Annotated in this window: 17 protein-coding genes; 14 read left to right on the forward strand and 3 right to left on the reverse strand. The window is 45.4% G+C overall.

The features are described from left to right. Window positions 1-96 precede the first annotated feature (96 nt). Complete coding sequence (locus tag AMS66_RS22125) at window positions 97-1,701, reverse strand: phospholipase D family protein (protein WP_082350835.1); 1,605 nt, start codon at window positions 1,699-1,701, stop codon at window positions 97-99. Here AMS66_RS22125 and AMS66_RS22130 point away from each other — a divergent pair. Next, window positions 1,700-2,773 (forward strand): MerR family transcriptional regulator, encoded by a 1,074-nt coding sequence (locus tag AMS66_RS22130; RefSeq protein WP_236703564.1) that lies wholly within the window; start codon window positions 1,700-1,702, stop codon window positions 2,771-2,773. The two genes, AMS66_RS22125 and AMS66_RS22130, sit on opposite strands and share 2 nt — an antisense overlap. Window positions 2,774-3,037: 264 nt before the next feature. Beyond that, window positions 3,038-4,105, forward strand: coding sequence for a type 2 isopentenyl-diphosphate Delta-isomerase (gene fni, locus AMS66_RS22135; protein WP_053782826.1), 1,068 nt, complete (start codon window positions 3,038-3,040; stop codon window positions 4,103-4,105). Between the two features lie 204 nt (window positions 4,106-4,309). Here the strand turns inward: fni and AMS66_RS22140 are convergent, their stop codons facing one another. Continuing rightward, a complete protein-coding gene (locus AMS66_RS22140) occupies window positions 4,310-4,546 on the reverse strand; it encodes a helix-turn-helix domain-containing protein (protein ID WP_053782827.1) in 237 nt (78 codons plus the stop codon). Between the two features lie 253 nt (window positions 4,547-4,799). Here AMS66_RS22140 and AMS66_RS22145 point away from each other — a divergent pair, with 253 nt between their 5' ends. The 4 genes from AMS66_RS22145 to AMS66_RS31945 all read left to right on the forward strand — a co-directional run bounded on the left by AMS66_RS22145 (window position 4,800) and on the right by AMS66_RS31945 (window position 7,147). Beyond that, window positions 4,800-5,171: a hypothetical protein gene (locus AMS66_RS22145; protein WP_053782828.1), complete on the forward strand. Its 372-nt coding sequence runs from the start codon at window positions 4,800-4,802 to the stop codon at window positions 5,169-5,171. Between the two features lie 213 nt (window positions 5,172-5,384). Then, complete coding sequence (locus tag AMS66_RS22150; protein WP_082350847.1) at window positions 5,385-6,671, forward strand: transcriptional regulator; 1,287 nt, start codon at window positions 5,385-5,387, stop codon at window positions 6,669-6,671. 6 nt (window positions 6,672-6,677) lie between these two features. Continuing rightward, a complete protein-coding gene (locus AMS66_RS32825) occupies window positions 6,678-6,815 on the forward strand; it encodes a hypothetical protein (protein WP_160319726.1) in 138 nt (45 codons plus the stop codon). A gap of 158 nt (window positions 6,816-6,973) precedes the next feature. After that, a complete protein-coding gene (locus AMS66_RS31945; RefSeq protein WP_144424570.1) occupies window positions 6,974-7,147 on the forward strand; it encodes an aspartyl-phosphate phosphatase Spo0E family protein in 174 nt (57 codons plus the stop codon). 80 nt (window positions 7,148-7,227) lie between these two features. Here the strand turns inward: AMS66_RS31945 and AMS66_RS22155 are convergent, their stop codons facing one another. Then, window positions 7,228-7,659, reverse strand: a complete 432-nt coding sequence (locus tag AMS66_RS22155) for a hypothetical protein (RefSeq protein ID WP_053782830.1) — start codon at window positions 7,657-7,659, stop codon at window positions 7,228-7,230. A gap of 166 nt (window positions 7,660-7,825) precedes the next feature. On the opposite strand from AMS66_RS22155, the gene AMS66_RS22160 reads away from it, so the two are divergent. From AMS66_RS22160 to spoIIR, 8 genes are all read left to right on the forward strand, one after another. Next, window positions 7,826-8,296, forward strand: coding sequence for a GNAT family N-acetyltransferase (locus tag AMS66_RS22160; protein ID WP_053782831.1), 471 nt, complete (start codon window positions 7,826-7,828; stop codon window positions 8,294-8,296). Window positions 8,297-8,405: 109 nt separating this feature from the next. Then, window positions 8,406-9,506 carry a redox-regulated ATPase YchF gene (gene ychF / locus AMS66_RS22165; protein WP_053782832.1) on the forward strand — a complete coding sequence of 367 codons (1,101 nt, stop codon included), beginning with the start codon at window positions 8,406-8,408 and terminating at the stop codon, window positions 9,504-9,506. Window positions 9,507-10,071: 565 nt separating this feature from the next. Beyond that, window positions 10,072-11,139, forward strand: coding sequence for a peptide chain release factor 1 (prfA, locus tag AMS66_RS22170; RefSeq protein ID WP_053782833.1), 1,068 nt, complete (start codon window positions 10,072-10,074; stop codon window positions 11,137-11,139). Between the two features lie 25 nt (window positions 11,140-11,164). After that, window positions 11,165-12,049: a peptide chain release factor N(5)-glutamine methyltransferase gene (gene prmC / locus AMS66_RS22175; RefSeq protein ID WP_082350848.1), complete on the forward strand. Its 885-nt coding sequence runs from the start codon at window positions 11,165-11,167 to the stop codon at window positions 12,047-12,049. Between the two features lie 85 nt (window positions 12,050-12,134). Beyond that, window positions 12,135-13,355, forward strand: coding sequence for an FtsW/RodA/SpoVE family cell cycle protein (locus AMS66_RS22180; protein ID WP_053782835.1), 1,221 nt, complete (start codon window positions 12,135-12,137; stop codon window positions 13,353-13,355). Between the two features lie 213 nt (window positions 13,356-13,568). Then, on the forward strand, window positions 13,569-14,789 hold the full coding sequence (locus tag AMS66_RS22185) for an FtsW/RodA/SpoVE family cell cycle protein (RefSeq protein ID WP_053782836.1): 1,221 nt from the start codon (window positions 13,569-13,571) through the stop codon (window positions 14,787-14,789). A gap of 750 nt (window positions 14,790-15,539) precedes the next feature. Next, entirely contained in the window at window positions 15,540-17,099 is a 1,560-nt protein-coding gene (locus AMS66_RS22190; RefSeq protein ID WP_236703565.1) for a glycosyl hydrolase family 18 protein, read from the forward strand. Window positions 17,100-17,391: 292 nt separating this feature from the next. Continuing rightward, a partial coding sequence (gene spoIIR / locus AMS66_RS22195) for a stage II sporulation protein R (protein ID WP_082350838.1) occupies window positions 17,392-18,020 on the forward strand: 629 nt, incomplete at its 3' end.

An 18,020-nucleotide genomic window follows, 5' to 3' on the forward strand; every position in this document is an offset into this window, starting at 1 on the left:
GGTAACCTATATTTTCACATTTTACATTCGCTGTCAAGGCACAAAAACGCCTGCACGATAGTGTACAGGCGGGTTTATGCTTGAGATCATTTTCAATTAAAAGGTGGTTAGACCCAAAATCAGTTGCAGCTTATATACGATTTCTTTCAAAAATGTAGTCTTCTCCTGAAATTCATCCAAGTTCAGGGTAAACTCGGCATCTTCATTATTCCATATTCGATCAAAATAATCCGCGACATCTTGGGTAAATGAGTTATCTGGTGGCGCAGCAACCCAGAGGTCATTTTCCAGATTATAATCATTCATGTTTCTGGGGGTAAAGTTGGTCGATCCTCCAAGAACGATATGATCCCCGGTAGCTTTGGCAATGTACATCATCTTGGTATGATATTGCTCCTTGGTTGTGTTATACCAGCGAATCTGGATTTTACCATCCGATTTATCATGTAACTCAGCAGCTACAGGGCGATTTGGAATGCCGGTCTTCTCCTGACCAAAGGCATTTTCGTTCGGGTCGAGCACAAGCCTTATCTCGGTTCCCCGTTTCGAGGCTTCAAATAGGGCGTCCAATACTTTCGGTGAAGCGATGTAGAACATGCCCATCCATAAGGTGTCACCTTTAACCGATTGATTGATCTCATGGAGCACTGTTTCATTCACTTTACCCTCGGTCAGATAGCGAATTCGCAAATCTCCCTTATTCGGGTCTGTGGAAGGAGCTTTATAGGAAGGGAGCTTTCCTCCGCCCGAGAAATTCAGCACAGCCTGCTCCGACTCAAGGATATCTCCAATGATCGGTCCCGTTATTTCAAACCCGATGTTAGAATGATAGGCGCTGGCATCATGAATATTGCCCGAATAGACGATGGCCGTTTTCTCGCTGACCACAACTTTGCGATGGTTGGCCTTCAGATTGAGCAATTTGAGGTAGGAACGCACCGTGACATCCGGGCCATTGGTTGCCATCAGGTTCGGAATCCAACCATTCCCGGATTGTCCAAACCACTGGAAGAATGTACGCCATACAGCCGAGTAGATGGGAGTAGAATCGCGCAAAGGGTCTACATCTGTGATGACTACATGAATTCCAGCCTGTTTCATCCGCTCCAGCAGCGGATTGGGTGCAGAGTTGTAGTTGGTGTTCACTTCATCCGTAATGAACCAGATGTCCATATCCGGTTTCTGATTTTTTTTGGCGACGATTGTATCCGTGAACTCTGTGCTGACGGGTGGAAAACTCTGACCTTTGTGCTGGTAGTTATTGAATAAAAACATATCAACGACGACGAATTGTTCCGCGTCTTCGACAATCTGTTGCATGCGCTGGAAGATCTGCTGTTCGTGCTCCATCTGTCCGTCGGCGGAGGGATAGGTCAGATCATGCAGAAACTGCACCTGATCCACACGGTATTCAGGACTTTCATAGGAAATGCCGGGTGGTAACGGCTTATAGGTCTGGTAGAGCATGACGGCGATGAGCCATAACACCAGTAATCCGAGGCCTGTTCGTATGTATGGAAATTTACCGCGTGAAGACTTGCGGTCTGATGTCTGGCGGCGAAAAGAAAACAACGCTAACTCCCCTTTCTGTGCTTGCTGACTTCTATTACCACCCTGATGACAACATTGACGCAGAGAGCCTGACGGATTATTTAATGTAATCAGGGAAGGCAAAACCAATTCGATCAATTCAATCGACATGGATATGACCGTTGTGTATAATGAGTGTATTATTTTTGTGGAATGTTCGGATTTTCATATACCTGACAAGGACGGGATAAGGATTCGTTTAACCTGCGAAAGTCTGGCTATTTCAGGAAAGAAAGTGGGTAATAAGGTGTATTCCATCAAACAAGTCGCTGCCATGCTGGGTATTTCGACGGTAACCCTCCGGGCTTGGGAGAATCGGTATAGTGCGGTCACCCCTGAGCGGACGGAATCAGGTTATCGCTTGTACACGGATGAGAATGTTGCGGATCTGCGCTGGTTGAAAGAGCAAGTAGAGCAGCATCAGACCAATATCTCAGAAGCGGTTCGCATGCTCAAGGTGAACAAAACCAGCCCACCACCTGAAGCTGCTATGCCCACCCCTTTAACGGCCCCAGTACCCACAATGGAAGAGGCATATGTACGTATAGCCGATCAGATCTATGACTCGCTATACAACTTCCAGGGTGAACGGGCCAATGGGCTAATTGATTTTGGCTTCACAATGTACGGATATGATTCGATGTTTTATCATGTGCTGGTTCCCATACTCGTTCGGGTAGGAGATGCATGGGAACAGGGCAGAGCTTCGGTTGCTCAGGAGCATTTCATGACACATCTGATCTCACAGCGCTTCTATCAGTTTTTCCATCTGTTCCCGATCTATCCGCATCTGCCCAAAGTTCTGGCGATGTGTCCGGAAGGGGAGCATGATGATGTCGATTTGCTGCTGTTTTCTTTATTTATGCGTAAAAATGGTGCAGAAGTGCTCTATCTCGGAGCCGACACGCCGGAAGAGGGGATATTCCCAATCATCCGAGAGCAGAAGATCCAGTTGGTCTGTCTTTCGATTACCAGTTCAGGATTCCTTGAACGTTGTGATCAGCTCGTAGGGCGGATTGTGAATGAGTTTCCGAATATGCGCTTTGTGCTTGGAGGCCAGGGTTATGAGCGTGCAGAGAACGCACGTTATCCGCAGTGGATTATGCCCGAAGATTCAGCGGATTGGCAATCGTGGATGGAACGTGAGTATTTTGCAGAGCGACCGCCCGGGTCGAGAGTTTAATTCGTTTGTATCTAAGCTTTTGAGGATGAAGTCTGTTAGGCATAGAGAGGCAGGCCCCGAATTTCAAGCCGAAATTCCGTTTCGGGGTGCCCTTTCCATCGCAAGTGTGGAACGGTATACTGGATAGGGTTGACCTGCGATGTGTTTACATGATGCATAACATAGATCCAATTCATATCATTTGTACGTTACATAGAAGCAAGGAATCTGGAACTGGTAATTATCCTGTTCATCAGCACTATTCTCACATAAGGAGGTCTCATCATGAATGAACAAGAGCGAGCCGGCGAACGGCTGCTTCCCGAGGTGGCTACGGGGGAACGGAAGCTGGAGCATGTGCGCCTCTGTCTTGAAGAGAATGTTGCAGGAGAAGGGGTAACCAGCGGAATGGAGCGGTATTCTTTTCGTCATAACCCGTTACCTGAATTGAATTTTGAAGAGGTAAGTCTGGAGACTGCGTTTATTGGTAAAAAGGTGCGTACACCCTTGCTCATCAGTTCGATGACGGGTGGAAGCAAAACGACGGGCGCCATCAATGAGCGGCTCGCCCGTGTGGCGAACGCCAGAGGCTGGGCACTCGGCGTAGGTTCGATTCGGGCTGCCGTGGAACAGCCCGAACTGGCAACTACCTTTGATGTGCGGCGCTGGGCACCGGATATTCCGGTCATCGCGAACCTCGGTGCGGTGCAACTGAATTACGGTTTTACTACTTCGGACTTCCAGCGGGCAGTTGAGATTGCTGGTGCAGATATGCTGGTGCTGCATTTGAACACGTTGCAGGAGGTTTTCCAGCCAGAAGGTAATACCAACTTCAGCGGATTATTTCAGCGAATCGAGGATTTGTGTCGTCAATTGGATGTGCCTGTTGGCGTGAAAGAAGTGGGCTTTGGCATCGATGGAGTGACGGCACAACGAATGTACGAAGCAGGTGTGGCTTTTATCGATGTGGCCGGAGCAGGTGGCACCAGTTGGGTGCAAGTAGAGAAGTTCCGGAATTCCAATCCGGTACGTCGTGCGGCAGCTGAAGCTTTTGCTGACTGGGGCATTCCGACAGCGGAGTGCATTCAGGAAGTGAGAACACTGAACCCGGAAGGTGTTCTCATTGGAAGCGGTGGATTATATAACGGTGTCGATGCAGCCAAAGCGCTTGCGCTTGGTGCGGACCTGGCTGGGTTCGGCCGATCCTTACTCGAATCCGCCGTCGCTTCCGAAGAGGCACTGGATCAGCGACTGGAGCAGGTCGAATTCGAACTGCGTACCGTCATGTTCGGCATCGGCGCCGGACTGATCGAAGATTTGCAAGGCACGCCACGTCTGGTGGAACGGCGTTAGATATTGGGCTGAAATAAAGGTGACCCCAAGCTCGCATGATTTTTCTGGAGGATTCGCACCTCTATCTCATGCTGTTTTAACATAATCAGAAGTCAGTAAAAAAACCAAAAAAAATCCGTCCAAAGTAAAAATGGACGGATTTTTTGGTGTCTCTTTATAATGTGACATTTCGCTCCATTGACAATGCTTAGCCCAGTTTGTTTTTTACCCCTTATCGTCATTCGGTATATACTCTAACACATCTGTAAGAGTGTAGTCATTTCCTGTCATTGCCCGCAGAGTGTTTACAATATTATTTAGGGTATCTAAATCAAGCCTTTTCGTTTTTCCTTCGCACAAATCATATATAAGATTGGGTCTGACTTTTGCTTCCCTAGCCAGTGCATTTTTCGTGACGCTAGCTGCATCTAAAGTGTAGCCCAATCTTATTTTTATAGACATAGCCAATTCCACCTTTCACTTTAATCATAACCTAACGTTAATTGTTTTAAAATAATCACTTGACGTTTATCATTAAACGTTATAAAATCCTGATTGTATTATCAATAGACGTTAATCTTTGAGCGATAAATTCGTTATATCATTCATGGTTTTAAATCAAAATCAATAGTATTTTGAATTTACCTAATGGCTATTTCTTCATAACTATTATGAATATTGAGTCTCATTCTTTTTAAGGGAGGGAAATGGTGTCATGAAAATTTCAAACTATTTTGAACTGGCTTCGATAGTACTCGGCCCCTTTGACCAAGATCAAGAGTTGTATGTTTACCAAGGATATGTCATGAATGAGCGCTATATCTTTTTTGTGGATGAAGGTACTTTATGGCTTCGGCATGTACAGAAGGTAGCACATATAGATCATTTTTATATTGATGGAGATACCGGAGGGCTAATCCTGGCTGAGCATATCACAGGAAATGCAAAAGAGATGTTGGAGTTAATTGTGGATAGATTAAGTGGAATGGATGCTTTGACATTTCTTACGGATGTCTTATTGTGGACTCCAGACCGTGTCGATATGAACTTGAAGCTTGATCGCTTTTCAATGATAAAGGCTCTCTAGCCCCTTTGGAACCACATTACAGCAGTTGGACAATGCAGATAAGTGTTTTTATTCTAAAAGTAAATTATTTACAAGTAAAATATTGATATTAAATTCAAAAATATAGTATTATTTTATTGACCATTGCTTAATTTTGCTTGGAAAGGTGGTGTACCTTTGAACTCAGTAGCCACAATACGTGATCATTTAGCAGAATACTTAAAAACTAACCATATGACACTCAATCAATTCTCTGAGATATCGGGAATTAACTCAGGGACGTTGAGTGGTACGCTGAACGGGCTACGTCCCATTGGCATGCAGCAGTTGGATCGACTTACTGCCGGGATGGGTCTAACAGAGGGTTACTTCTATGAATTATACATAAATGAGTGTTTTGTACATACAAGCCCGGATTGGCGAAGACTTGGACCTTTTCTATACCGTTGTGCCGAACTCGGTAAGGTCGATTGTATGGAAGAAGCCGTTAATCTAATTATGGATAATCTTTCCTACGCACCCCTTTTATTTGAGTTGGCCGAGCAGTTATATCGTGAAGGGAAGCTGGAAGCGGCCAAGCCCCTATATCGTTGTGTAGCTGAAAGTGAGAAAATGCAACACTCCGAACGATTGGCTCTAAGTCAGTATCGTTTGTTCACGATCGGGCTTTCCAAGGATCAGATGAGCAATCTTACACTTGCTACGCAGTTTGAGTTTTTTGTAGATCGGCTTGACGAGCCTTATCAGCTGGATGGATTGAACGATCTGATTAATGTGTATGCTTCGTTGCGCCGATGGGATAAGGTGAAGAATCTTGCTGACAAGTTAAAGTTAAAGGCAATGATCCATTATGAGTTGTATAAAACATTGAGAGAAGAGGAGGATAAACCTAAAAAGCAGTTTGTTTTTTACGTTTTGTACTCATATTTGGCTCTTGGAGAAGCATGTTTCTATTATGAAGAATATGAAAAAGCACTTCAATATGTCTCTTTGTACACCGATTATAGCTGGGTAAATGATCCGAGCGACGAGGAAATCGTTGTTATTCGTCAGTTCGAGGAATGGGCAGAAGGCAACCGATATCTATATGAATTAATGTCAGGTAAAACAGAGGTTATCCAAAGTTATATGGACTACATCTCTGAGAGAGAGAATGAGATCTTCCCTGCTTTATGTGCAATTGTCAATGCAGCGAATCGATTTGATATCAACATTGATTCAGTTCTTGAAGCGTATGACTCTTTTTTCATGTACCAAGAACAGAGTAGCCGTATTGGAAAAATCAGCGAGCATTATACGAATGATCAATATGGTACTTTGCTTGTGAGCCTAGGTACATATTATCTAAAACATCAAGATTATAACAGAGGATTTGAGCTGACCCTTAGAGGTTTGGATTTTGCCATTAAAATTAAGAATAAAGACAGCATTCTGGAGTGTATAAAATTATTTGAAGAGTTTCGGTATTGGGCAGATGAAGAAGGTAAATTGCGATACAAAAAATTAATTCGGGAGGTTTGAATAAAAATGAAGATGAAATTGGCGCTATTGATATTTACATGTAGTATCGCGGTAGGAGTAATTATTCCTACTACTCAACCTATTCCTGCTGAAATAGATCATCCAGCAATCATGACAACTAATGGTCATGGCATGGGAAGTTAATCAACATTTCTGAAAATACGCTTTTTTTAATATGAGCTGCTCCCTCAAGTAGAATGGTGAATTGCCTACTTTGAAGGGAGCTTTTTCGTGTTGGAGTTCGCCTAATTTCCTACTAATTAGCAGAACGGACTAAAATGTTACAACAGGGAGGGGTGAATATGGATTGTGGTGAACTCAAGTTGCAGATCGAAGCAGCGAGACAAAAGCTTTATCAACTAAAGATGGACTATAATGGATATCTGCTTCATCCTCATGTTATAAAGCAATCTATGGTCCTAGATGATCTAATTAATCAATACAATCAAGTTAAAATAAAAAAGCCGATGGGTTAATCCAATCGACTTTGGGCGAGAAACTTTGGCGGGTGCTCGCCCCTATATTTTAACATAAGTTCATGGAGCGAAGTACGCTATTACATACATTCTTCTTTTACAGTTATCTTTTCGTTGGTTACAGTCACATAGGAGTTGCCAGACAAGTATTCGGTATAACCGCATACTGTTTCGTTATAGGTTTTACCACGACTGTCCGTGAATTCCAGATAGATGGATGCTTCACCGGAAAGTCGCAACTGCGGAGCGAACTTCATTTTTTCACCGCTGGCTACACCTTTCTTTAAGGTGTGTATAGTACCCTCATTGTTTGTATTGAACGAGTCAATGCTACTGCTCACGCGTGCTGTAATATTTGAAAGATCATAGTCGGACTGATTATGAATCGTGATCCTTAAATGTCTAAACGGGTCCAGCGCCTGATAACCCATAGAAATAACTAATCCAATGAAGAGAACCACTATGGATAGGATGATTATTTTCCTTTTTGAAAAGGGACGATGTGTATTCATAAGTAATCTGCTCCTTCCTTTCATATAGGTATAAACAAAGCGAGGTAAGCAAAAGTTGTACAGGATTTGCCTGGAATTGCATCATGCAGACCGTGGTATAACAAGATACAATACTATAGAGTGCAAAAAGATCATACATAGAACACTCGAACTAGGAGGGAAACCAATGGAACTGATCCCAATGAATCAAGAAGAATATGCAAATTTCCGTGTTCGCTCGATTAAAGATTTTGCAGAAGAGAAAGTGGAGGCAGGTACTTGGGCTGCGGAAGAGGCACAGGGACTTGCGGAGGCATCCTACGACAAATATTTGCCTGAAGGGCTGAATACACCGGGTGCTTATCTCTATAATCTGGTGCATGCCGTGGACGGGAATGTGGGTTATATCTGGTTTAACGTTACGGATAACCGCCGTGGTAAAGACGCTTTTTTACTGGACATTGTGGTCGAAGAAGCCTATCGGGGCAAGGGTTATGGTACAGAGACGATGGAAGCACTTGAAAGGGAAGCCTTGAGTCTTGGCGTGGATCGCATTGGTCTGCATGTCTTTGGACATAATGTGCGGGCAAGCAGCCTGTATCGCAAGATGGGGTATGAGGTAACCGATCTGACGATGTATAAGGAATTGAACGCATAATACAACGATAAACCCAAATCCAAAGTTCCTTGATGCCTTGGGGTTTGTCATATATAATGTATAGGATTATCCATACCGAACAAGTAATCAATGAGGAGTTGTCATATACATGGCTTTGAAAGCTGGAATCGTGGGCCTGCCTAACGTTGGTAAATCCACACTGTTTAACGCAATTACACAAGCTGGTGCCGAATCGGCAAACTATCCGTTCTGTACGATTGACCCTAACGTGGGCATCGTTGAAGTACCGGACGAGCGTTTGGACAAATTGACTGAACTCGTTGTGCCGAAAAAAACGGTACCAACGGCGTTTGAGTTTGTAGATATCGCAGGTCTTGTTCGTGGTGCGAGTAAAGGCGAAGGTCTTGGTAACAAGTTCCTTGCCCACATTCGTGAAGTAGACGCGATTGTACACGTGGTACGTTGCTTTGTAGACGAGAACATCACACACGTAGATGGGAAAATTGACCCGGTGAGCGACATCCAGACAATTAATTTGGAGCTGATCCTGGCAGATATCGAGAGTGTGGAGAAAAAAATCGATCGTTCCAAGAAAAACATGAAGGGCGGCAACAAAACGTCCGCTCAGGAAGTGGAAGTACTGGAGAGAGTGAAAGCCGTTCTGTACGAAGATAAACCTGCACGCAGTATGGAGCTTACGGATGACGAGCGTCTGATCGTACGCGATCTGCACTTGCTTACGCTGAAGCCTGTTCTGTACGCAGCTAATGTAGCTGAAGATGAAATCGGCGATGTGGCGAACAATGCCTATGTGCAAAAAGTAAGAGAATTCGCAGCTGCTGAAAACGCTGAAGTCGTGCCAATCAGTGCGAAGGTCGAAGAAGAGATCTCCGAGCTGGAAGGCGAAGATAAACAAATGTTCCTGGAAGAGCTCGGCATCGAGGATTCCGGTCTGAACCTGTTGATCAAAGCCGCTTACAAATTGCTGGGTCTGTACACGTACTTCACAGCAGGCGTACAGGAAGTTCGTGCATGGACCATCCGTCAGGGAACGAAAGCTCCTGGCGCAGCGGGTGTCATTCATACGGACTTCGAGCGTGGATTTATCCGGGCGGAAGTGGTTTCCTACAACGATCTGGTTGCTGCCGGTTCCATGAACGGTGCGAAAGAACGCGGACAACTTCGTCTCGAAGGTAAAGAGTATGTTGTCAATGACGGCGATGTTATGCACTTCCGTTTCAACGTTTAATTCATATCTAATCCACAATTAGATATACCGTTAACAAAGTCCTGTTGTCTTCTCGTGAAGATGGCAGGGCTTTTTATATTCTAGAACCTTTTAAATAACCTTTATTTTTGCTGGATTGTTTGCAGTTGGTGGATATAATAAAAAGAGTAGAGTCATGGTGAAGTGTTGTACTTGAACAGACAGAGGATGAGATATTGCGGCTGGTTACCTCTGATGTTCTGGTTATGCAGATTAAAATGTTGGGGCATTGCCCGGTGAACAGTCGCTATTCAGGAGCATAAGAATATGCTATAATTAAGAGTCGTATACCCACGTTGAATTTCGCGCTCCACTTGATGAGCTGAAGCGGGTTTCCACACAGGGTACGCGATTTCTTTATATAACTTAAAAGTAAAGGATTTGATGACGTTGTAGCGATGTTATACGTCGATCATGAATTGAACGTTACGGTCAGGGGTTCTTCCCAAAACCCTGTGCGATGTAAATTATAGATGGTACGAATGGAACGCTCATCTGAAACGATGCGAAGCGTAATAATTGAAAATAAAGCGTGAGGTGACTATATATGTTGGATAAATTACAGGCGTTAGCCGACCGTTATGACAAACTAAGTGAGTTGCTGTGTGACCCGGATGTAGCAAGTGATAACAAGAAGCTGCGGGAATATTCCAAAGAACAATCCGATCTGCAGCCTACCTATGAAGCATACAGTGAGTACAAACAAGTAAGTCAGGATCTCGAAGCCGCGAAAGAGATGCAAGGTGAGAAGTTGGACGACGAGATGCGTGAAATGGTCAAAATGGAAATTGATGAACTGAGCACTCGCAAGAAAGAACTGGACGATCTGATTCGTGTTCTCATGCTGCCAAAAGACCCGAATGATGATAAAAACGTCATCGTGGAAATTCGTGGAGCAGCTGGTGGAGATGAAGCGGCGCTGTTTGCAGCGGATCTGTACCGGATGTATACACGTTATGCCGATAATCAAGGCTGGCGCGTGGAACTGATGGATGCCAATACGAATGATGTGGGCGGATTCAAAGAGGTTATTTTCCTCATCAACGGTCGTGGTGCTTACAGCAAAATGAAATATGAAAGTGGCGCGCACCGTGTGCAGCGTATCCCGACAACCGAATCGGGTGGACGTATTCATACGTCTACTTCGACTGTAGCGGTTATGCCTGAAGCGGAAGATTTCGATATCGAAATTCATGATAAAGACATCCGTGTAGATACGTTCTGTTCCAGTGGTGCCGGTGGACAATCGGTTAATACGACGAAATCTGCTGTACGGGTAACGCACGTTCCAACGGGAATTGTGGCGACTTGTCAGGATGGTAAATCACAGAACTCGAATAAGGAAAAAGCGTTGCAAGTCCTTCGTACCCGTATCTTCGATATGATGCGTCAGGAAGAAGAAGCGAAAATTTCGAGTGAACGGAAAAGTAAAGTGGGTACAGGTGACCGCAGTGAGCGGATTCGTACCTATAACTTCCCACAAAGCCGTGTTACGGATCACCGTATTGGATTGACGATGCACAAGCTGGATCAAATCATGAATGGTGAGATTGAAGATATCTTATCTGCACTGACGATTGCCGAGCAGACGGATATGATGGATAGAGGAGAATAATGCTGTGAGCCGCGCGCAGTTTGTCATGACGCCGGAACAGAGCTGTCGGGAAGCCTTCGTGGAGGCTTCCTCTTTTTTGGAGAAGTGCGGCGTGTACGAGCCGCAGAATAATGCCCGGCTGCTGCTGGAGCATGTACTCGGCCGCGAAGGGGCCGAGTACTATATGATGCAGCCGGAGCCGTTTCCCAGCGAGCTTCGCAGTCGCTGGGAAGACGCCGTCACGCGCAAGGCTGCGGGTGAGCCGGCGCAGTACATCATCGGCAGCCAGGAATTCTATGGGCTGCCGTTCGAGGTCACGCCGGCCGTGCTGATTCCGCGGCCGGAGACCGAGCTGCTGGTCGAGGCTGTGCTGCGCGAAGCCGACCGCGTGTTTCCCGGCGGCGCTCCGCTCGCCGTCGACATTGGCACGGGCAGCGGCGCCATCGCAGTGACGATGGCTTCGCAGCGCCCGCGCTGGCAGGTAGGCGCCGGAGATATCTCGGCGGCTGCCCTGCAAGTGGCCGCGCGCAACGCGGCCGCGAACGGAGTGCAAATCGACTTCCGTGAAGGCGATCTGCTGGCCCCGTTCGCTGGGGCACGGGTGGACATCCTGGTGTCCAACCCGCCTTACATCCCGGCGGCAGATATCGCCGGGTTGCAGCCCGAGGTGCGCGATCATGAGCCGCGCACGGCACTGGATGGCGGCCCGGATGGGCTGGGGCCGTACCGCATCATGCTGGAGCAGCTGGCGCTGCTGCCTGCACCGCCGCAGATCATCGGTTTTGAGCTGGGTCAGGGTCAGGCCGGGGATATCGCAGCTCTGCTTGAATCGGCCGGATATTGGCCGGAAATTATCGTCGTGCCGGACCTTGCAGGCATTGAACGGCATGTGCTGGGTGTTCGCACTTCGGAACAGGTGACGAAAATGTAAGGTTCCACGGGTTTTCTTTTTGCCGTGAAATCCTCTACAATGAGATATACCGAAGATTGCTGAATGCTTGGAGGAACATAACTACATGCTGCATAAATTCAAAAAAATAGACTATTCGATTGTTTTTATATTGCTCATTCTGATGGTCATTAGTATCTTGTCGATTTATAGTACCACCTTCGGAAGACCGAAGTGGGAGGTTTATCCCCAGAAAGCAGTAATTTTTTATATTATCGGTTTTATTGTGTTTTTCGGAATGTCCATGATTAACTACAAATTGATCATTAAAAATTACTTATACATTTATGGCGTGGGCATGATACTGCTTATTCTTGTTATGTTTATCGGTAAGGAGTACTACGGTGCTCAAGGCTGGCTCTCTATATTTGGCCTGAGCTTGCAGCCTGCCGAGCTATTCAAATTATGTCTGATTGTCTTCCTGTCAGCGCTTCTGGCGAGGAAGAAAAACAGACCATTGTTTTTTGGGCGAGATGTCATCCCGATCTCACTCTGTGTGCTTCCCCCGTTGCTGCTCGTATTGCTTCAAAATGACTTGGGGAATGCGCTGAGTTATGTTGTTATCCTGGTAGGGCTTCTTTGGATAGGCAATATCAAATTCACACATGCCCTGATTGGTTTTGTCATAGCGGTGGCCGCTTTGATAGGTGGGACACAAGCCTATATTCATTACCATGACGAAGTTGTGAAATTTCTGAAGGACATTGGTCGCTCTCACTGGGCAGATCGTTTCGATCCTTGGCTCGTGCCGGATCAGACGTCAAGGGATGTGCTTTGGCAGACCTACAATGCCAAGTTGGCTATAGGCTCTGGAGGTATTAGCGGTAAAGGATACATGGAAGGTACCACTATTCAGTCGAATCGGGTGCCGCTGGCCTACGCGGACTCGATCTTTGTGCAGATTGGTGAAGAATTTGGTTTTGTTGGAGCATCGGTGCTGCTGCTGCTCTACTTTATCTTGATTCACAGACTGGTGTTGATTGCACTGGAATGTAAGGACAGGGCAGGGCCCTATCTGATTGTCGGCATCATAGCGATGCTGCTCTACCAGATCTTTGTCAATATCGGTCCGTTCATTGGTCTGATGCCGCTGACAGGGATTACGCTGCCGTTTATCAGTTTCGGGGGAACCTCGCTTGTTCTCAACATGCTTAGTATGGGACTTGTGATGAGTATCAAAGTGCATACGGAAGAGAACGAGGATATTCTCGGTTCCTCAGAACAGCCAAGCATTACGGAACTGGTAATGAAACTATTTAGACGCAAATCAACACAGCAGGAGCAATAGTTTTGATCCTAGGACAGACTCTTTGCAAGTGAATACGATATAAGCCAACCCTGGAATCAACAGATCGGAGCAAGATGGATCTGTGGGTTTCGGGGTTTTTCGTTATTTGTTTGACGGATTTCCAATTTGTCTTCCAATTATATACAATGGTAATATTGAAGACTACTGGAAATAATTATTGGGTTATTGAGCCTCAGGGGGATACGTAGGAACATGCTAAGAATGCTGAAAAAGATGGACGGGGTTATTCTGTTTGTGTTGCTGCTGCTTATGGTCATGAGTGTATTTACGGTGTACAGTGCGATTCAGTCCGATCCGAAATTGGGCAATCATCATATCAAAACCTTGCAGTTTTACGGGATTGGATTCGTAGCCCTCATTGGTATTGGATTAGTCAATTATAAACTGTATATCCAATATGCGTTTTATATTTACGGGTTTGGGATTGTCCTGTTGATTCTTGTTAATTTTATAGGGGGCACGATCAATAATGCGAATGGCTGGATAAAGATTAATGATTATCTTTCTTTTCAACCGGCAGAATTGTTTAAAATGATCTTAATTCTGTTTCTGGCGCATGTATTGGTCAAAAGAAAAAATTCTACGCTTCATTTCTGGAAAGATATCGTGCCAATTGGTTTATGGACGTTCGTTCCCTTTGCACTCGTGATGATTCAGAATGATCTGGGCAACGCCCTTGGATACATCGTGATTCTGGTCGCTGTGTTATGGATAGGGAATATCAAGTTGTCGCATGCACTAATTGCTCTTGCCATTGTGGGAGTAACTTTTTTTGGATTCGTCAAAGCATATACGTCGTATCACGATGAGATTTTTACCTTTCTGGAAAAGGCGAACCGCGAGCACTGGGCCGAGCGGATTGACCCCTGGCTTGTACCGGATAAAGCAACGTCGAAAGCTTCCTGGCATACGAAAAATGCGGGTCTTGCCATAGGCTCGGGAGGCATAACAGGCAAAGGTTATATGCAAGGCACATCCGTTCAATCGGGGCGTGTACCGTATACATATTCGGATTCCATTTTTGTGGTCATTGCTGAGGAGTTTGGTTTTGTAGGCGGATCTGTTCTGCTCTTAATGTATTTTATCCTCATTCATCGTATGGTGTTAATCGCATTACAATGTAGAGACAGGGCAGGACCTGTCGTGATTGTAGGGATTATCGGCATGCTGTTATATCAGGTGTTTGAAAATATTGGCGCTTTCCTCGGGCTGATGCCGCTTACGGGCATTACGCTGCCGTTTATCAGCTATGGGGGCACCTCGTTGCTCATTAATATGGCATGTATCGGGCTGGTAATGAGCATTAAATTGTATGGTCAGGAAGACGAGGACGAGCTTCTTATGGGAGAACAACGACCTACCTTGCTGGAACGTTTATGGAGTATGGTCAAAAAGGAAAAGACAACAGCGTAATTATCTTGGGTGTGATTCATCTCTGCTAGGGACATCCAGCTTCTCATTCATAGGATGTTGTAGTATGTTATGGAGCAGTAAGTGATTTGTTTGTTATTCCGATCTTTGCCTGCGCAGCCAGGTGAAGATCTTTTTTTGTTTTTAAGGTAGTGTGAATTTTGGACTTTGGAAGAGTGACAAATTTAATTTTTATTGACAAATATTTCAATTCTGTATTATCCTAATTTTAACTAGATTATATAAGTATTTTACCCGCCTACTTACACTCTACACGTCAGACAGTAATCAATACTTTGAAAGTGGGTTATGAACCTACTCCTCATCCATACACCCAGTCATGCCAATGAATAATGTAATTGTAAATCGTTGGTGTACTCTTCCCTAGATTATCAAAATTGTTCAGCTACGAAGTTCCTTTGATATCCCATTACCCTTCAGCTCAACGTACTATGATCCTTCTTGTGTTAGCCTATTTTTTCTGCGAATCTATTTATTCCATCCATGAATTTCAGTGAACCAGATTCCTTTTCTCATAAATGAAATCGATTACATTTAATTGTAAACGCTTCCTTTGATTCGAATTTGATTTGAACAGAAAGGGTGAAAAGGCGATGTGGATCAACAAACATAGTCTTTCAGCGGCATTAACGAGAGAAGCAGTAGGGAGTACAGGGCGTGATCCTCCTGCTAACCAAAACGTAAGGCTACTGCTGAATTCCTAAAATTAAAACCCCAAAGGAGAGTTATGTGATGAACCTAAATCGAGTTGGTACGATCCCTTCATTTGTGAAAGTGTTCATGCTCTTGTTTTTATCTTTTGCACTAACCGTTTCAACATTTGCCATCGGACCAGCGAAACAAGCTGACGCAGCTCCTCTTCCAAAGAAAATTATTGCTTATGTGGCTGGTTGGGCCAACTGGACCGCGAATGAAATCAAGGCAGAACAGCTCTCTCATATCAATTATTCCTTCGCTCTCATCTCCAACGGCAAAGCAACAATTACAAATTCAGATCGTACCAAACTGCAACTGATGGTTGGACTGAAATCCAGAAATCCGGATTTAAAGGTATTATTGTCTGTTGGGGGCTGGGGAGCTAACGGTTTTTCAGACGCAGCACTAACAGACGCCTCACGTACAACCTTTGCCGACAGCATTGTGCAACTGGTAACCTCCAACAATTTGGACGGCGTCGATCTGGATTGGGAATATCCGACCAACCCTGCTGCCGGTACAACCGCGCGGCCACAGGATAAACAAAATTTCACACAACTGCTCTCGAAGGTTCGTGAGAAGTTGAATGCTCAAGGACAAATTAATGGCAAACAATATCTGCTGACCATTGCCGCAGGAGCGAGCAGCAGTTATCTGAACGGTGTGGAAATCAATAATATCACGCCTCTGCTGGATTGGATCAATCTGATGACTTACGATTTTCATGGAACCTGGGATGCAACAACAGGTCATCATACGAATCTGTCCGGAAGAGATATTAGTGTAACGTCTGCGGTCAATCTGTTCAGAAATAGCGGTGTTCCCGCGAACAAACTGGTCATTGGCGGAGCCTTTTACGGCCGGGCTTGGACTGGTGTTCAGAATTCGAACAATGGTCTGGACAGGCCCGCTTCTGGTGGTTTTGAACCCGATTACAACACCATTGTCAGCCAATATTTGAATAAAAACGGATATACACGGTACTGGGACAGCAGTGCCCAAGCTCCTTATCTGTTTAATGGAAATACTTTCATCTCGTATGACGACCCACAATCACTCAGCCTGAAGGTGCAATATGTGAAAAATAGCAATCTGGGTGGCATCATGTTCTGGGAGTACAGCAACGACCGCTCAGGTGCGCTGCTTCAGGCCGTATATTCAGAGGTTACGGGTGGTGGCACGGTGCAGCCTCCGAATCCAAGCGGGTACAACTATTTAGTTGCTCAAGCCAATCAGCAAATCGTTTCTGCCGAGAATCAAGGCAATGACCAGCTTGTCGCCGATCGGACGACGGCAGGAGACTGGGAGCTTTTTGAATGGATCACGAACTCCGATGGAACGGTGTCCCTCAAGTCCAAAATCAATAATAAATATGTCACAGCAGATGTTGATTTGGGTGGTGCCCTGATCGCCAAAGCTGCAACCATTCAGCAATGGGAGAAGTTCAATCGTGTGGATTTGGGTGATGGAACAATCGCGTTGCAGGCACTCGCCAATAACCTGTATGTGACCTGTGATCTGAATAATGGCGGTAAGCTTGTAGCGAGCCGCAATTCGGTTGGCGGGGCCTGGGAAGCTTTTCGTGTGAATAAGTAACCGAGGAGCAAGGGCATCCATGCAGCATGCCAAATTGGAACATCAAAGGTAGATTAGAATTTTAGATTTTTCAAAGAAGTGCCAGCCGACAAGCGTTCCGTAGGCAGGCGCTTCTTTGATTTTCGTCAGTTTCATGAGCGAGATAATAGTCCTTTCATTTTAAGTCTTACCCTCCTATAAAATTTTAGTAGATTTGTAATCTAGCAGGTTTACTTCCGACTCTTCCGGGCATACTGATAGACATGAGAGAGTTACAGGGATCTTGATCACGGGAGCCGAGGGGGAGAACGGAATGAGCAGAAGAATCGTGAAACAAATTGGACTTATTATTGTATGTCTTATGATGATTATTATGATGTGGGAAGGTCAGAAAACGGATGCAGCTGTGGCGGCCACAGCGATTCCGGAACAATCCATTCGCTTGCGTATTCTCGCAAACTCGGATGCAGCGGGAGATCAGTTGGTCAAACGAGAGATTCGTGACGCCGTCGTTGCCCAAATGAATGAGTGGGTAACCGAACTGGAGAATCCGCAAAGTTTGGAAGAAGCGCGTGGGGTTATTCGTCAGCATTTATCTGAAATCGAGGATCGTGTGGGAGAAGAGCTTGCCAATCGTGGCTTAACCTATTCATATCAGGTGGAACTTGGAGTGGTTCCGTTTCCAACCAAATTATATGGGGGTACAGTATATCCGGCTGGAGATTACGAAGCAGTGCGGATAACACTCGGAAAAGGTGAAGGACAAAACTGGTGGTGTGTGTTGTTTCCACCATTATGCTTCATAGATGCAGGAACAGGTGATGCATTGGCGAAGCCTACAACAGCATCTGCAACTGCCGCAGAGCCTGGGGACGCACAAGCATCTGTGCAGGCAGCCACACCGGAAGCACGTTTCTTCCTGTGGGATATGGCGGTGAAATT

Source organism: Paenibacillus xylanivorans, assembly GCF_001280595.1.
GTDB classification, from domain to species: Bacteria; Bacillota; Bacilli; order Paenibacillales; family Paenibacillaceae; genus Paenibacillus; species Paenibacillus xylanivorans.

What these genes read in the sequence shown, in the direction of transcription:
- AMS66_RS22130 (WP_236703564.1), top strand. Translation starts at nt 1,700, where the DNA reads ATGGATATGACCGTTGTGTATAATGAGTGTATTATTTTTGTGGAATGT.
- AMS66_RS22125 (WP_082350835.1), bottom strand. Translation starts at nt 1,701, where the DNA reads ATGTCGATTGAATTGATCGAATTGGTTTTGCCTTCCCTGATTACATTA.
- fni (WP_053782826.1), top strand. Translation starts at nt 3,038, where the DNA reads ATGAATGAACAAGAGCGAGCCGGCGAACGGCTGCTTCCCGAGGTGGCT.
- AMS66_RS22140 (WP_053782827.1), bottom strand. Translation starts at nt 4,546, where the DNA reads ATGTCTATAAAAATAAGATTGGGCTACACTTTAGATGCAGCTAGCGTC.
- AMS66_RS22145 (WP_053782828.1), top strand. Translation starts at nt 4,800, where the DNA reads ATGAAAATTTCAAACTATTTTGAACTGGCTTCGATAGTACTCGGCCCC.
- AMS66_RS22150 (WP_082350847.1), top strand. Translation starts at nt 5,385, where the DNA reads ATGACACTCAATCAATTCTCTGAGATATCGGGAATTAACTCAGGGACG.
- AMS66_RS32825 (WP_160319726.1), top strand. Translation starts at nt 6,678, where the DNA reads ATGAAGATGAAATTGGCGCTATTGATATTTACATGTAGTATCGCGGTA.
- AMS66_RS31945 (WP_144424570.1), top strand. Translation starts at nt 6,974, where the DNA reads ATGGATTGTGGTGAACTCAAGTTGCAGATCGAAGCAGCGAGACAAAAG.
- AMS66_RS22155 (WP_053782830.1), bottom strand. Translation starts at nt 7,659, where the DNA reads ATGAATACACATCGTCCCTTTTCAAAAAGGAAAATAATCATCCTATCC.
- AMS66_RS22160 (WP_053782831.1), top strand. Translation starts at nt 7,826, where the DNA reads ATGGAACTGATCCCAATGAATCAAGAAGAATATGCAAATTTCCGTGTT.
- ychF (WP_053782832.1), top strand. Translation starts at nt 8,406, where the DNA reads ATGGCTTTGAAAGCTGGAATCGTGGGCCTGCCTAACGTTGGTAAATCC.
- prfA (WP_053782833.1), top strand. Translation starts at nt 10,072, where the DNA reads ATGTTGGATAAATTACAGGCGTTAGCCGACCGTTATGACAAACTAAGT.
- prmC (WP_082350848.1), top strand. Translation starts at nt 11,165, where the DNA reads ATGACGCCGGAACAGAGCTGTCGGGAAGCCTTCGTGGAGGCTTCCTCT.
- AMS66_RS22180 (WP_053782835.1), top strand. Translation starts at nt 12,135, where the DNA reads ATGCTGCATAAATTCAAAAAAATAGACTATTCGATTGTTTTTATATTG.
- AMS66_RS22185 (WP_053782836.1), top strand. Translation starts at nt 13,569, where the DNA reads ATGCTAAGAATGCTGAAAAAGATGGACGGGGTTATTCTGTTTGTGTTG.
- AMS66_RS22190 (WP_236703565.1), top strand. Translation starts at nt 15,540, where the DNA reads ATGAACCTAAATCGAGTTGGTACGATCCCTTCATTTGTGAAAGTGTTC.